The sequence below is a fragment of the Bradyrhizobium sp. Rc2d genome (assembly GCF_900099855.1).
Classification (GTDB): domain Bacteria; phylum Pseudomonadota; class Alphaproteobacteria; order Rhizobiales; family Xanthobacteraceae; genus Bradyrhizobium.
On record NZ_FNCU01000020.1, the window covers coordinates 70,372 to 85,282 of the forward strand.

Below are 14,911 nucleotides of genomic sequence, written 5' to 3' on the forward strand. Positions count from 1 at the left end.
CGACGATGGAACAGACCTCGCCGCTCGATCTGTCGAGCTGTTGCCAGAGTTGCGGCGCCTGCTGCGGCTATTCGGCGAACTGGCCGCGCTTCTCGATCGAGAGCGACGACGAGCTTGCAGCGATCCCGGAGGCGCTGGTCAACGCGCGTCAATCCGGCATGCGCTGCGAGGGCGATCGCTGCTCGGCGTTAACGGGAGAGATCGGCAAGGCGACGGCGTGCGGTATCTATGCGGTGCGGCCGGAGGTCTGCCGCACCTGCATGCCCGGCGACGCCGAATGCGCCATGGCGCGGCGGAAGTTCGGGCTTCCGGTGATAGCGGCCGCTTAAGCCGGGACAGCTTCGCTGATCTCGTCGTCGAGTTCGTCCTCGAGCGGTGCCAGCACCGACAGCGGCTTGGTCGACAGCGTGATCGGCTTGCGCCCGCCCGACAGCGACGGCGAGGATTTCGCTGCGCCTTCGCGCGACAGCGCGTAGAGCGTCGAACCGACGCGGCCACCGTTGTCGATCAGGTCGCGCTCGCTGCAGCTGGCGGCGATCGCGACCGCCAGCGAATGCAGATGGCTGCGGCGATAGCAGAACAGCGCCAGGCGAGCGCGCGCGTCAGGGGAAACACTCTCTACCAGCCTCGGCAGGCCACTCGCGCTGGCGCGATACATCTCGCCAAGGAGTTCGTCGCGAACCGGGCAGAAATCGCTTTCAAAGGAATCGCGGCTTGAAAACATTGCAGTTCTCCCTCGTGTGGGGAAGATGCAGCGCAATTCTCTAACGAAAGGTTAACCACGCTGCCCGGTAGTGACCCGGGGTGCTTGCGTCCTCGCCGCGAATCGAAAGGCAGAGGAAAGAAGGTTTCCCGGTGGCCCTCCTTCGAGACACCCGCCTTTGGCGCGCCCCCAGGATGAGGTCTTGGTCCGCGGCGAGATCCCAGACATGGTGAAGCGCGCCGCCGCACGGCGCGTCTAGGCCGAGCAGCCAGCCAAATCGCGATCGCCTCAGTTCGCCGCCATGAAGATGGAGAGGCCGAAGCCGGTAAGGTGATGCAGCGCCTGGTCGACGCCGATCAGGGTCCAGAACCAGGGATGCGCCAGGTCGACACCGAAATTGGCCGAGATGAACCCCTTGGCGCGGTCGATCGTGATGTGGATCGCGAAGTCGATGAACGCCACGAACCAGAATTTCGGCGCCACGATCAGGATCAGCGGCAGCGCAACCGCAAGATGAACGAGGCAGTGCACCAGAAGCGGCAGGGCCCAGCCGTGCTTCTGGTCCTTGCCATGCGCCATCCAGGCGGTCTGGAGGACGAAATCGGCGATGATGTGCTTGAAGGTGAGCAGCAGCATCCAGCCAATGAGCGCTTCAACCGGAACCGCCGAAGACATGGGTGGAAACGACAAGCCGACGCCCTCATTGAGGTGACAAGAAAAATTGGAGCGTTCAGCGCAACTTCTTCTTGGACCGGTCAAATCGCCGGGACCTCTGATTTATGACATTTCCCGCGGCGGAATGCAGCCGGGGGAACCGGAAAATCGCCAACTGTGGCTAACTGGTGATAGGATGACTAATCGCCGCGGCGGCGTCGAGTAAGGTTACCTTCGGCTCGAAATTTGCATTGCGTGACCTTCGCGCTATCATTGGCGGTAGAGAATATCGTTCTTTTTTCAGGCGTTTACGAATTACAGGGCGACCGCTGCGCTTCCCATACTGCCATGCGCCGCCAGCCAAAGATTAAGGCCAGAGTGCTGCCATGAGTACTGAAGGCCCCACCGCATCACTACCTGAGCCGCCGCCGCGGCGCCCCAAGGTGATCAAGACCAACCAGCAGCAGGTCTTCCTCTACGTCGTGCTGACCCTTCTGCTGTCGCTCGCCACCGTCTGGGCCGGGCGCACGCTGGTGCACAATTCGGAAACGCTGACATTTGCCGTCGGCGGCCCCAACAGCGACGAGTCGCTGTTCGCGGCCAAGCTCGCCACTCTCCTGAAGAACAACGCCTCGCGTTTCCGGATCAAGATCGTCAACAACGCGGACAACGCCAAGGCGATCGCACAGTTCGACCGCAAGCAGGCCGACCTCGCCGTGCTGCGCACGGACGCCAAAGTGCCGCTGCGGGCGCGCACGCTTGCGATCCTCGAGCACGATCTCGTGCTCCTGCTCGGTCCCGGCAACAAGAAGATCAAGTCGCTCGCCGAGTTGAAGAAGAAGAAGGTCGCGGTCGTCGCCGAGAACGAATCTTCGCTCACGTTCGTCCGCAGTATTCTCGACGTCCCCGACGGTCCCGATGCCGCCAAGATCCAGATGGCACCGCAGGGCGCAACACTCGACAAGCTGTTTGCGCCGGCGAGCGGCTTCAGTGCGGTGATCGCCATCGTCCACGCCTCCAGGGCGGTGCGGGACAAATCCTATGAACAGGTCGCCAAGCGCGGCGGCTTCACGCTCAACGCGATCGACGACGCCAAGACGCTGGCGCGCAAACTCCCGGGCATTTCCGACGAGACGCTGACAGCAGGCACGTTGTCGACGTACCCGCAAATTCCCGACGACGATCTCGACACGATCGGGCTCGAATGGCTCCTGGTCGCACAATCCAGGATGTCCCCGACCACCGCAGGCGAGCTCGCGCGCATCGTCTACGAGAACAAATCCGCGCTCGGGCTCGACAAGGGCTTTGCCACCAGGATAGAGCCGGCCTCCGTCGAGAAGGATGCCTTCGTGATGGCGCATCGGGGCGCCGCCGATTACATCAACGACGACACCAAGTCGTTCATGGATAAGTACAGCGACGTGATGTATCTGGGCGCCGCCGCGCTCAGCGTCATCGGGTCGATCTTCGCTGCGATCTACGCCAAGATCACGAGGATCGCGCCGGAGAAGGCCAGCGAGCTCTCCACCGCCATCCTCGACATCGGCGAGCGGATCGAGCACGCCCACTCGCTGGATCAGCTCGAATGTCTCCAGGACGAGCTGGAAGGCATCTTGCGCGGGGCTGTCATTGGACTCAGGGACGGTACGATCAGCACCGACGGGCTCGATACCTTCAAGCTCGGCTACGAGTTCGTCCGCGACGAGATCAGCATGCGCCGCGACTATCTGAAACGTCATGCCAGCGAGAGTGAAAAGGCCGCCCGCGATGCCGGCTCGCCGCAGCAGGACGACAGCAACGTCGTGGTGGTCAAGACCGCCCAGAGCGCCTGATCCGACGGTTTGATGCCCTCAGGTCGGGTTTGGCAGACGTCTTGGTGGATCGACGGTCGGAACCCAGGAACCGTCCCCATCCACAACCGTTGGCTCCCGGATTGCAATCGGAGAACGCACCATGCGTACACTCCTCGTCATCTTCCTGCTGGGAATGCTGGCGGCGGTTGGCTATTTCGCCTATTCCGCCATGGCGATCGAAGGCGATCCGATCCCGGCGGAAGGCTATTGGGCCCTCGCGCTGGGGGCTGGATTTTCCCTCATCGTCGGCGTTGGCCTGATGGTGCTGCTGTTTTTCAGCAGCCGCCGCGGCTACGACGAGCCACCGCATTTCAGATAGCCTCAGCCGGCCGCCTCACCGCCCTCCCCTGTTCGACGACGCTGCGGCCCGCGCCCGTCGTTGACGGCCTCGGCCCGGGCGGGCACTTTGGCCCTGAAGTCCCAACCGGGACCACACGAGCCAGAACCGAGCCGCCGTCCCGCATGTCCAAGCCGTTGATTTCCGCTCTGGCCCAGTTCGCGGCCGCCACGGCCGGCCGCAACATGACCAAGACGGCCTATGTGGCCGTCGGCGTCGGCGTGCTCAGCATGGTGCTACTGACAGACAACCGGGCCAATGAGGCGCGCGGCTGGGTTAACGGCCTGCTATGGGTCTGCCTCGTCTATTTCGTGTTCGAATGGCTGATCCGGCTGCGCCACATGGCGCGCCAGGGGCGGCTTTCGCTCTATATGTCCTCCTCCGCCGGAATCGTCGACGCGATCGGAGCGCTGGCCGTGCCGCTCGCGCTGGTTCTCGGCGTCGAGCCGAAAACGGCGTGGCTGCTCAGCGTGCTCTGGGTGCTGAAAGTGGTGCCGGGCATTCCGGGCTTGCGGCAGCTCCGCCGCGTGCTCGTGCTGGAATCCGGGCCGCTGGTCAGCGTGCTCGTGATCTTCCTGATGGTGATCTTTCTCGCCTCGGTCGCCGAATATATCCTGGAGCGAGACGTCCAGCCGCAGACGTTCGGCAGCGTCCCGGCCGCTTTGTGGTGGGCGGTGGTGACCTTGACGACGACGGGCTACGGCGACGTCGTGCCGGTCACGCCGCTCGGACGCATGGTGGCGGCGCTGGTGATGATCTCCGGCCTCGGCGTGTTCGGGCTGTGGACCGGTATTCTGGCGACCGGCTTTGCCGCGGAGACCCGTCGCGACAATTTCCTCAAGACCTGGGAATCCGTCAGCAAGGTGCCGTTCTTCGCTGCGCTTGGGCCTGCGGCCATCGCCGACGTCACCCACATGCTGCGGACCATGGAGCTGCCGGCGCGCACCTTGGTCATCCGCAAGGGGACGCAGGGCGACTGCATGTATTTCATCGCCGCCGGCGAGGTCGAGGTCGACCTGCCCGGCAAGAAGGTGCAGCTCGGTGAAGGCGCCTTTTTCGGCGAGATGGCGCTGCTCGGCAACAACAAGCGCGGTGCCAACGTCTCGACCACGAAAGTATCGCGGCTTCTGGTGCTCGACCTCGTCGATTTCCGCGTGCTGATGGCGCGGCATCCCGATCTCGCCGAGACCATCGACGCCGAAGCAAAACGGCGCGCGCTCGAGAACAATTAAATGGAGACAAGAATGTCGGACACAGCCGACGCGACCAGCCCCGTGCTCGAAATCACCGGCGCACGCGCCACCATCCGCCTCAATAGGCCAAAACATCTCAACCGGCTCCAGGCGGAGGATCTCAGCGACCTCGTCAAGTTGTTCGCCCGGATCGAGAGCGATCCGGCCATTCGCGTGCTGGTGCTGACCGGCACCGGGCGCGCCTTCTCCGCGGGCTACGATCTCAATTCCGTGGCGGAGCGCGCGGTGAGCGCGAGTGAGCAGCAGAGCGCGGGCTCGGCGTTCGAGGTGGTCGTCAACCGTCTGGAGGATTTGGGCGTGCCGACGATCTGCCGGCTCAACGGCGGCGTCTATGGCGGCTCGACCGACCTCGCGCTGGCCTGCGACTTCCGTATCGGCGTCGACACCGCCGAGATGTTCATGCCGGCGGCACGGCTCGGGCTGCATTATTACCCGAGCGGCATCAAGCGCTACGTGACCCGGCTCGGCCTCGACAATGCGAAAAAGCTGTTCCTCACCGCCGCAAGGATCAGCGCGCCGGAGATGCTGCGCATCGGCTATCTCACTGCCATGGTGCCGGTGGAATTTTTGGACGAGGAGGTCGACAAGCTCGCTGGCGTCCTCGCCGGCAACGCGCCGCAGGCGATGCGCGGCATGAAGCGTGCCATCAACGAGTTCGCCCGCGGCGAGCTCGACGAAGCCGCCGCCGACCAGCGCCACCGCGACAGCATGCGCGGCGACGAGATCAAGGAAGGCATCAAGGCGTTCGCCGAGAAACGGGCACCGCGGTTTTGAGAGACCGATGAGGGAGCACGAGGGCGCGCTCCACATTCAGCCGTCGTCCCGGACAAGCGCGCCTCAAGCGCGCGCAGATTCGGGACCCATAACCACAGTGGTAACGATGGCAAGCTGATAACTCCGAGTCTTCGCCACACCAAATCCTGTGGTTATGGGTCCCGGGTCTGCGTTTACGCTTGCCCGGGACGACAGCGGAGATTGAGGCGCGCGCCGCCTACCCCCCAGCAGCCTTGGCATGCTGCGCGGCCATCTCGGCGTCGGCCGCCGTGATGCGCTGGTACGCAGGCCGTGAGGTGATGCGCTCGGCATAGCGGACGAAAACGTCCCTCTTCGGCACGATGCCGAACATCATGGTCCAGTTGAACGCGACGCCCCACAACACATCCGCCGCCGTCATGCGCTCGCCGAGCAGATACGGCCCCTTCGACAGCTGCGCCTCGAGCGCGCCCAGCATGGTGTCGTAATCGGCATAGGGCGATTGCGTGATCGGCGCCGGCTCGCGCTGCATGAACTTGTCGATCATGGCCGGCTCGAACGAGGCACCATAATAAGCGATCCAGCGCAGATAAGGACCGCGCAAGGAATCGTTCAGCGCGGGCGTCAGCCCCGCCTGCGGAAACAGGTCGGCGAGATAGATGATGATCGCGACCTGCTCGGTCACCAGCGCCTCGCCGTGGCGGACCGCCGGCACCTTGCCGAGCGGGTTGACGGCGAGATAGGCGGGCTTGCGCTGCTCGCCGGCCTTCATGTTGAGGACATGGAGATCGTAGGGCGCGCCCAACTCCTCCAGCAGCACCCGCGTGCCGGTGGCGCGGCTCTGCGGCGAATAATACAGCGTGATGCGGTTCGGATCGGTCATGGCGGGTCTCCCATCTGCCCATTTGGCGATGGCATTCTGTAGCGGACCATACCTGACATCCTGTGTCAGGTATGGTTTAAGGGATCATGCGCGCGAGCCGAATGCTGTCGATCCTCACCACCCTCCAGGCCAGAGGGCAGGTCACCGCGCCCGAGCTCGCGGAAGCCTGCGAGGTCTCGGTGCGCACGATCTATCGCGACATCGATGCGCTCGCCGCGTCCGGCGTGCCTGTCTACGCCGACCGCGGCGCCGAGGGCGGCTATCGCCTGCTCGACGGCTATCGTGTGCGGCTGAACGGGCTGTCGCAGAGCGAGGCGGGCGCACTGTTCCTGGCGGGTTTGCCCGGCCCGGCCGCGGCGCTCGGGCTGGACGCTGCGATGATCGCCGCGCAAAACAAGCTGATGGCCGCGCTGCCTGCGAATCTGCGCGAGGACGCCGGGCGGATGCAGGAACGTTTTCACCTGGATGTGCCGGGCTGGTTCGGCGAGGCCGAGGACCCAAAGCATCTGCGCACCATCGCCAGCGCGGCGTTGCGCGGAACGCTGATCAAGATCCGATACCAGAGCTGGCGCGCAGAGAAACAGCGCCGCGTCGCCCCGCTCGGCCTCGTGCTGAAGGGCGGCAGCTGGTATCTCGCAGGGCAAGTCGACGGCAACGTGCGAACCTATCGCGTCGCGCGGGTGCTCGACTGCACGGCGCTCGACGATCGCTTCGATCGTCCCGCCGATTTCGATCTCGCTGCTTACTGGCAGGCCGCGACACTTCGTCTCGAGGCCGAGATGCATCCCAATGCCGCGATCGTCCGGCTATCGCCATTCGGCGTCAAGCTGCTCGACGCGTTGAGCCAACCTTACGTCAAGGCACGCACGCAACTTGAGGAGACCGTCGACGCAGATGGCTGGCGCATCGCCAGGGTCCCGGTCGGCAAGACGTCATGGCATGCCGCGGCCGAACTGTTGCGGCTGGGCCCCGAGGCCGAAGTGCTGGAGCCCGCCGATCTCCGCGACAAGATGATCGAGCTGACGCAGGCGATGGTCGCGCGCTATCGCGTGGCGCGGAAAGCCTGACGACGGCACATTTTGCCGCGGCCCACGAAACAATCCTGAAACACGATTCTCAGCCATCGCGGTGAACGCATTCGCGTCTCGGTCCGACCGAGATGCAGGGACACAACAATGGCCCTGCGCCACATGGAGAATGAAGATGTTTCGTAAGCTTGCACTTGGTCTGATCGCTGCCGGCTCACTCGGCGTTGCCGCGCTCGCCCCCACCGCCGCCTCGGCCGGCGGCTTCCATCATCACCACTGGGGTCATGGCTGGGGCCCGGGTTGGGGCTTTGGCGGCGTCTATCTCAACACCGGCGTCAGCAACTGCTACCAGGAGCGCCTCGTCCAGACCCGCCACGGCCTGCGCGTCCGCGTCGTGAATGTCTGCGCCTACGGGATCTACTGATATCGCGCCTTCACGACAAAGCTCCGGTCGCACCGCGACCGGAGCTTTGCGTTGAGCTAGCCCCCTTGCTGCTGCCGGCGAAACCAGGCCCAGGTCTCGCGCGTCGTTCTGATGTAGCCGCGGCCGCGATGGACGATCTCGCCATCGACGAGCTCGTTCAGCTTCGGCAGCGCATGAAAGGGGATCGAGGGGTAGGCATGATGCTCGACATGATAGGGCATGTTCCAGGCGAACCATTTGACGATCGCGCCCGTATAGGTCGTGCGGGTATTCTGGAAGGCGCTGCGGGTGCGGTCGCAGCCGGTATGCTCGGCGTAGAGATAGGGCCGCAGGAAGAACTGCCCGATCGCAAGCGGGACGATCCAGACCCAGAGCAGCAGCGCTGAGGAGAGCCACAGCGACAGCACAAGCAACAGCGCGTAGAGCGCGACATAGGCGCGCGCCTCGGTCACGATGATGGCGCGCTTGTTCTCGGGGATCCAGGGCACGACGACCTTGCCGCTGACGGCGTGGCCGAGCATCAGCCGCAGACGCCCGGCGACCTGGAGCAAACCGCTATAGGCGATCGCGAGCTGCGTGTCGGATGTCGGCTTCACGCCAACGATCAGCTCAGGATCCTTGTCCGGATCCTGGGTATAGCGGTGATGATCCCAGTGAAACAGGCAGTAATATTCGTAAGGCAATCCGATGATGAAGGCCGAGAGATAGCCCACAGTGAGATTGAGGCCGCGGCTTTTGAACGCGGTCTTGTGCGCGGTCTCGTGCACCGCCATGAACAGGAAGGCGACGACATAGCCCTGCACCGCCATCAACGGCAGCGCCCAGAGCACGCCATGGCGCGAGACGACCATCCAGATCAGCGTGCCCATCAACACGATCGCGCCGTAATGGCCGAGGCTCTGCGCCGCGCCCCTGAGGTCGGAGCGGACCGACAATTGGCGCAGCATCGCCGGCGTCAGCGGTTTCAGGCGATGGCCGGGCTCTGAAACAGTTGTGTCAGTCATGACCGGATACCTGCCTATCTGCTGAGAAGCGCTGCGATCTCGGCCTTGATGAAAGCCTGATCACGCGGATTGTTCACGGGGTTGCCGGCGCGATGGCCGTGCTGCGACGGGATCGGATGCAACAGCGCGGATTTTGCGCTGGTCAACCGGCCGAGTTCGTCCTCGTTGTCGCGGACGTCGAAATAGCGATCGGTCGCGCCCGGCATCAGCAGCATGTGGGCCTTGATCGCGGCAAGCGCGCGGTCGAAATCGCCACCGAATGCGGTGCAGCGGCTGACGTCACCATTCTGCCAGATCTCGATCTGCGCCAGGAGGTCATTGGCGTCGCGCCGCGCAAAGGCCGCATCCCAACCACGGACGAGATAATCCTCCAACGAGGTGAAACCGGCTTCGCGCCAAATCTCGTCGCGATAGAAGCTGTGCGACATCGCCCAGCCGGCATAGACGCGTCCCATCGCGCGGTAGCCGGCAACGGGCTTTTCGACGAAGCGGCCATCGCGGAACGCGGGATCGGCGGTCAGGGCGGCCTTCACGCTTTCGAGAAAGACATGATTGTAAGGCGCGCAGCGCGCGCTGCCGCAGACGATCGCTGCGCGCTCGACCATATCGGGGTGCAGCGCCGCCCAATGATAGGCCTGCATGCCACCCATCGACCAGCCATAGACGAGCGCGAGCGTCGAGATGCCGAAACGTTCGGTGAGCAGCCGATGCTGGACCGCGATCGCGTCGTGATAGGTCACCTTCGGGAACGGCACGGCGGTATTCGACGGCGATGACGACAGGCCGTTGCCGAACAGGTTCGGGATGACGATGAAGTAGCGTGTGGGATCGAGCACGCCGTCGGGCCCGATCAGCCATTCGGTGTCGACGTGCTGCGCGCTGAACGAGGTCGGATAGAGGATGACGTTGTCCCTGGCTGGGCTCAGCGTTCCATAGGTCTTGTAGGCGAGCTTCAGCGCGGGAAAGACGGTGCCGGACTGGAGCGTGACGTCGCCGGCCTCGAATATCTCGTAGTCGCGTTGCGCCGTCATGGCCCCAACTCCCGCTCACTGACCGCAATGCGCGCGGCTTTGGCAATGCATCGATCATGCCGAAACTCGCGCTCAATAATGTACTTATAGTACAGTTATTCGAGCACATCAAGCGCTCCCAAACCGGCATGAGGCTCAGGCAATGGCCGCCAGATAACGCGCGACCGACGCCGCAAACGCGGCCTTGGCGCCTGCGCCGATGTTGCGGTCCCACCAAGCGCCATAGATGCGATCGAAGGCAAGCGGCTCGACCGCCGCCGCGATCCGCCGCACCGCGGCGGCGTTGAGCGGCATGTAGTTGGGGTACGAATACATGAAGCTGACGAAGCGGCGATCCATCGTCACCTGCGCGATATCGCCAGTGAGCAGCGCGCCCCTGCCGTCCGCACCGAGCCGCCAGTGCAGCACGGTGGCGCCGGCGAAATGACCGCCAGTGCGCAGCAACAGCGCGTCGTCAGAGATGCGATGGTGATCGCCAGCCCAGTGCACGATCGATGCATGTGGCCGCGTCACCCATTGGCGATCATCTGCGTGCAGATAAACCGGCACGCCGCCGAACGCCTCGCTCCAGTCGGCGAGCGCACCATAATAATGCGGATGCGAGATTGCGATCGCCTTCAGTCCGCCGAGCGAACGCATATGCGCGATCGCCTCCGGCGTTGCCAGCGGTACGCAGTCCCACATCAAGCAGCCGTCGCCGAGCGGCACCAGCAGCGCGCGCTGGCCGATGGCGAAGCTCGGCTCGAGCGAGAGCCCGGTCAGGCCGAGATCGTCGCGCCAGACGACGCGGTGGCGCTCTGCCAGCGTCTCGCGCGTCAGGGAAATCTGCCCTTTCCAGCCCACATACTGCCGTTCGTCCTCGCAGATGGGACAGGATGCGGGCGGGTGTCCGCTGTCCGGAAATTGCGCGCCGCAGGTTTCGCAGGTCCAGAGTGGCATGGCCATGATCCTGATTGAGACCGTCGCAAGTATGACATGACGTCGCGGGCCCTGCGATCACAAGGGCGATCGGAACCAACGCGATGAGCGCAGGTTAGGTTCTGGTCCGCCCGGGCACCTATGGGCCCGCAGTCTCCGCCTCATGCGAGATCTCAGTCGATCGGCAGCATTGCGTTCAGCGTCTCGATGACATCGCGCCCTTCACCTCGTATCTGGCCCCTGTTCGCGCTCAACTTCTTCATGGCCGACATGCAGTCGGGCATCGGGCCGTTCGTCGGCGTCTTCCTGCAGGAGCGCGGCTGGGCGAGCGGATTGATCGGCACCGCGATGACGGTCGGCAACGTCGCGGGCATGCTGGTGACGACGCCGATCGGCGGCTTCATCGATTCCAGCCGCAACAAGCGCATGTGGGTCGTCATCCCCGGCATCTGCGTGGTGCTGGCATCCGCAATCATCCTGATCTCGCAAAATTTCTGGGCCGTCACCTTTTCTCAGGTCGCGCAATCGCTGGCGAGTGCCGCGATCGTGCCGGCGGTGACCGGCATCACGCTCGGCATCGCCAAGCAGAAGGGCTTCAACGCACTCAATGGTCGCAACCAGGCGTACAATCACGCCGGCAACATGGTGGGTGCCGCGCTGTCGGGCTATCTTGGCTACAGGCTTGGCTATTTTGCCGTTTTCGTGCTGGCCGCCATGTTCGGCGCCATCGCGATCGCCTGCGTGCTGATGATCCCCGCCAAGGCGATCGACGATCGAGCCTCGCGCGGCAGCAAGGAGGATGACTCCAAAGCTCCGCCGGATGCGATGACGATGTTGCTCAAGCACAAGCCGCTGCTCGTGCTGGCACTCGCGCTCGCCCTTTTCCATCTCGGCAATGCCGCGATCGTGCCACTCTATGGACTTGCAGCGGTGGCCGACGCCCAGGCCAATGGCCCGAGCTTCGTCGCGACCACTATCGTGATCGCGCAGGGCGTGATGATCGTGACCTCGCTGATCGCGATGAAGGTCGCGAGCAAGCGCAATTACTGGCCAGTGATCCTGATCTCCTTCATGTTCCTGCCCATCCGCGGCATGCTTGCCTTCTTCGTCACGGGATGGTGGGGCGTCGTACCGATGCAGGTGCTCGACGGCATCGGCACCGGGCTCCAGACGGTTGCCGTCCCCGGCATGGTCGCGCGCTCGCTCAACGGCACCGGCCGCATCAATCTCGGCCAGGGCGCCGTGATCACGGTGCAGGGCGTCGGCGCGAGCCTCAGTCCCGCGCTCGGCGGCTGGATCGCGCAATGGGTCGGCTACGGTCCGACCTTCCTGCTGCTCGGCGGTTTCGGGCTGGTCTCGATGGCGCTGTGGCTGGCCTTCGGGGCGGCGGTGAAGAAATATTGAGGGTGCCTCTCCGCAATGGCGGAGAAAGTTGGGTTCACGCAACCTCTCTTCCTCTCCGTCATTGTGAGCCAGCGGGGCCGCGTTTCGCGCGGACCCGCTGGCTCACAATGACGATGTGGATGCGGACTTGCCTCAAGCCACTGGAAACGACTTGCGGCCCCTCAGCCAAAATTCTTCTGGATCGCCTTGTCGAGCGTCTCGCCGCCGACGAAGCGCTGACGCAATTCGCGCTTGAGCAGCTTGCCGCTCGGATTCTTCGGCAGGCTATCAACAAAGATGACGCGCTTGGGCACCTTGAAATGCGCCATCTGGCCGGCGCAATGCTGGATGACGGACTCTTCGTCCAGCGTCTCGCCGCTCTTGACCACGACGATCGCGGTCACCGCCTCGATCCAGCGCGGATCAGGCAGGCCGACGACGGCGACTTCGGAGACAGCGGGGATGCGGTAGACCATCTCCTCGACCTCGCGGCTTGCGACGTTCTCGCCGCCGGTCTTGATCATGTCCTTGACGCGATCGACCACGGTGATGTGGCCCTCGTCGTCGACGGTGGCGAGGTCGCCCGAGTGAAACCAGCCGCCCGAAAACGCCGCCGCGGTCTTCACGGGATCGTTGTAATAGCCGGACAACAGATGCGGCGAGCGGTGCACGATCTCGCCGACCTCACCAACCTTGACGTCCTCCATCGCGGTGTTGACCACGCGCGTCTCGACGTTGAGCACCGGCTTGCCGGCCGAGCCGGCCTTGCGCAGCTGGTCCTCGGGGCGCAGCACGGTCGCGAGCGGAGCGATCTCGGTCTGGCCGTAGAAATTCCAGAATTTCACGTTGGGCAGACGGCGTTGCAGCTCGAGCAGCACCTCCACAGGCATGATCGAAGCGCCATAATAGCCTTTCTGCAAGGTCGACAGATCGGTCTTGTCAAAGTTCGGCGAGCGCAGCATCGCGATCCAGATCGTCGGCGGCGCGAAGAACGAGGTGATCCTGTGCGCCTGGATCAGCGCCAGGATGTTGTCGGCGGTCGGCTTGCCCGTGATCACGCCGGAAGCGCCGAGATAGATTTGCGGCCCCAGAAAGACGTCGAGCTGGGCGCAATGATACAGCGGCAATGCGTGCAGGAACCTGTCGTCCACGCTCATGCCGCCGTCGATGATGCAGCTGACATACTGCCACATCACGGCTTCATGGGTCAGCATCGCGCCCTTGGGCAGCGACTCCGTGCCGCTGGTGTAGACGATCTGTGCGAGATCACGGCTGTCGACGGACGCGTCCAGGAACGAGCCGCCGGCATGCAAGAGATCATCGAAGGTGGTGAGGCCCGAAGGTGCCGTGGCGGGATCCTCGCCCGGCAACCAGATCATCTTCTCGATGGCGCAATCCTTGGCGCTGGCCGCGCGCGCCGGCTCGACGAAATCAGGACCGGTCGCAAGCAGCTTTGCGCCAGAGCTCTTCAGGATGAAATTGATCTCGTCCGGATTGAGCATGAAGTTGATCGGCACCAGCACGGCGCCGATCCGTGCCGCTGCAAAGCGCAGCGCCGCAAAGGCGTGTGAATTGCGCGAGAGCACCGCAAGACGGTCGCCTTTCTTGACACCGAGGCCGAGCAGGCCGCGGCCGAGCCGGTTGCAGATCGCGTCCATCTCGGCAAAGCTCCAGCTGACATCGCCGCAGCTCACCGCGAGCTTGTTCGGCTCCCGGCCCGCCGAGCGGCGCAAGAGATCGCCGATGGAATGCTCGCGCGCTTTCGAGATGGTGGCTGCGGTGTCGCCGGTCATGTGTTCCTCCAATGATTGTCTTTGTTTGTTGAAGCCGTTTGAATTCCACGGGCGCTACCTGCGCCGGACCGCCTGCGCGTGCTCCATGTACATGTGCTCGACCGAGCGATCGAGCGAAGCGATCTTCTCGAAGCCGCGGCGCCAGTCCTGCAAGTGCCGGCGCGTCCACAGCACGCCGGCCTCGCGGTCGCGGCGGCGGATCGCGTCGATCAGATGGCGGTGCGCGGCGACGAGACGCGGCCCGCCTTCGGCCACGCCAGTCACGATCATCTCGGTGGTCGGATAGAACAATTGCGCGGCCGGCTCGCGGGCGAGCTGGAGCACGCGGTTCTGCGAGGCCTTGGCAACCAGCACGTGGAATTCGGCATCGCATTCGGCGAGCATCGCGGGATCACCGACCACGGCCTCGCTGCGCGCGAGATTGTCGGTGAGCTCGGCGATGTTGTCTTCCGTCGCCCGCTCCACTGCGCCTTCGATGCTGGCGACTTCCAGCGTCATCGACGCCTCGTAGAGCTCGCGGAAGGTGACCTCATGCAGGATCAGGGCGCGGCTGAGCCGGCTTGCCAGCTTGCTGTAGCGCGGCAGACAGGCGTGCAGGCGGCGCGAGGAGTCGCGCCGGATCAGCCCGCCCTCCTCCAGCACACGGATGCCCTCGCGAATGGTCGAGCGGTTGACGCCGAACTGGCGGACAAGATCGTGCTCGGTGCCGATGGGATCGCCCGGCTTGATGCGGCCATTGACGATCTCGCGTTCGATGGCGTCGGCGACCTTCTGATAGGCCGGCGCGACATCGATCGGACGAAAGAGCGGCGCGACAGGCAAGACGGCCTCCAATGTCGATTGTCCGACAAACCATATAACCTCGCCCTCGGTGCGTCAAACTACGTCACTGAA

Annotated in this window: 16 protein-coding genes; 8 read left to right on the forward strand and 8 right to left on the reverse strand. The window is 64.2% G+C overall.

The features are described from left to right. The first annotated feature begins 5 nt into the window (after window positions 1-5). On the forward strand, window positions 6-329 hold the full coding sequence (locus tag BLV07_RS24185; protein ID WP_176945728.1) for a YkgJ family cysteine cluster protein: 324 nt from the start codon (window positions 6-8) through the stop codon (window positions 327-329). Here the strand turns inward: BLV07_RS24185 and BLV07_RS47715 are convergent. Next, entirely contained in the window at window positions 326-724 is a 399-nt protein-coding gene (locus tag BLV07_RS47715; RefSeq protein ID WP_176945723.1) for a hypothetical protein, read from the reverse strand. The genes BLV07_RS24185 and BLV07_RS47715 overlap by 4 nt on opposite strands. Before the next feature lie 267 nt (window positions 725-991). After that, window positions 992-1,339, reverse strand: coding sequence for a DUF3307 domain-containing protein (locus BLV07_RS24195; protein ID WP_176945729.1), 348 nt, complete (start codon window positions 1,337-1,339; stop codon window positions 992-994). A 404-nt stretch (window positions 1,340-1,743) separates the two neighbouring features. Here BLV07_RS24195 and BLV07_RS24200 point away from each other — a divergent pair, with 404 nt between their 5' ends. The 4 genes from BLV07_RS24200 (at window position 1,744) to BLV07_RS24215 (ending at window position 5,574) form a co-directional block, all read left to right on the forward strand. Beyond that, window positions 1,744-3,189, forward strand: coding sequence for a TAXI family TRAP transporter solute-binding subunit (locus tag BLV07_RS24200; RefSeq protein ID WP_091890500.1), 1,446 nt, complete (start codon window positions 1,744-1,746; stop codon window positions 3,187-3,189). A gap of 121 nt (window positions 3,190-3,310) precedes the next feature. Further along, complete coding sequence (locus tag BLV07_RS24205; RefSeq protein WP_091890503.1) at window positions 3,311-3,529, forward strand: hypothetical protein; 219 nt, start codon at window positions 3,311-3,313, stop codon at window positions 3,527-3,529. A gap of 143 nt (window positions 3,530-3,672) precedes the next feature. Further along, entirely contained in the window at window positions 3,673-4,779 is a 1,107-nt protein-coding gene (locus BLV07_RS24210; protein WP_091890506.1) for a cyclic nucleotide-gated ion channel, read from the forward strand. Window positions 4,780-4,791: 12 nt separating this feature from the next. Further along, the gene (locus BLV07_RS24215; RefSeq protein WP_091890509.1) at window positions 4,792-5,574 is read left to right on the forward strand and encodes an enoyl-CoA hydratase/isomerase family protein; all 783 of its coding nucleotides are present in this window, start codon (window positions 4,792-4,794) and stop codon (window positions 5,572-5,574) included. Between the two features lie 217 nt (window positions 5,575-5,791). On the opposite strand, the gene BLV07_RS24220 is transcribed toward BLV07_RS24215, so the two are convergent. Beyond that, a complete protein-coding gene (locus BLV07_RS24220; RefSeq protein ID WP_091890512.1) occupies window positions 5,792-6,436 on the reverse strand; it encodes a glutathione S-transferase family protein in 645 nt (214 codons plus the stop codon). A gap of 86 nt (window positions 6,437-6,522) precedes the next feature. On the opposite strand from BLV07_RS24220, the gene BLV07_RS24225 reads away from it, so the two are divergent. Continuing rightward, window positions 6,523-7,503, forward strand: a complete 981-nt coding sequence (locus BLV07_RS24225; protein ID WP_091890515.1) for a helix-turn-helix transcriptional regulator — start codon at window positions 6,523-6,525, stop codon at window positions 7,501-7,503. Window positions 7,504-7,639: 136 nt separating this feature from the next. Continuing rightward, complete coding sequence (locus BLV07_RS24230) at window positions 7,640-7,888, forward strand: hypothetical protein (protein WP_091890704.1); 249 nt, start codon at window positions 7,640-7,642, stop codon at window positions 7,886-7,888. Between the two features lie 56 nt (window positions 7,889-7,944). On the opposite strand, the gene BLV07_RS24235 is transcribed toward BLV07_RS24230, so the two are convergent. From BLV07_RS24235 to BLV07_RS24245, 3 genes are all read right to left on the reverse strand, one after another. Further along, window positions 7,945-8,892, reverse strand: coding sequence for a fatty acid desaturase (locus tag BLV07_RS24235; RefSeq protein WP_091890518.1), 948 nt, complete (start codon window positions 8,890-8,892; stop codon window positions 7,945-7,947). 14 nt (window positions 8,893-8,906) lie between these two features. Then, on the reverse strand, window positions 8,907-9,923 hold the full coding sequence (locus BLV07_RS24240; RefSeq protein WP_091890522.1) for an alpha/beta fold hydrolase: 1,017 nt from the start codon (window positions 9,921-9,923) through the stop codon (window positions 8,907-8,909). Window positions 9,924-10,058: 135 nt separating this feature from the next. Further along, a complete protein-coding gene (locus BLV07_RS24245) occupies window positions 10,059-10,862 on the reverse strand; it encodes an MBL fold metallo-hydrolase (RefSeq protein ID WP_091890707.1) in 804 nt (267 codons plus the stop codon). 186 nt (window positions 10,863-11,048) lie between these two features. Between BLV07_RS24245 and BLV07_RS24250 the strand changes: the two genes are divergently transcribed. Next, the gene (locus BLV07_RS24250) at window positions 11,049-12,245 is read left to right on the forward strand and encodes an MFS transporter (RefSeq protein ID WP_091890524.1); all 1,197 of its coding nucleotides are present in this window, start codon (window positions 11,049-11,051) and stop codon (window positions 12,243-12,245) included. 161 nt (window positions 12,246-12,406) lie between these two features. Here the strand turns inward: BLV07_RS24250 and BLV07_RS24255 are convergent, their stop codons facing one another. Continuing rightward, window positions 12,407-14,017, reverse strand: a complete 1,611-nt coding sequence (locus BLV07_RS24255; RefSeq protein WP_091890527.1) for an acyl-CoA synthetase — start codon at window positions 14,015-14,017, stop codon at window positions 12,407-12,409. A 54-nt stretch (window positions 14,018-14,071) separates the two neighbouring features. Beyond that, complete coding sequence (locus BLV07_RS24260; protein ID WP_091890710.1) at window positions 14,072-14,839, reverse strand: FadR/GntR family transcriptional regulator; 768 nt, start codon at window positions 14,837-14,839, stop codon at window positions 14,072-14,074. Window positions 14,840-14,911 lie beyond the last annotated feature (72 nt).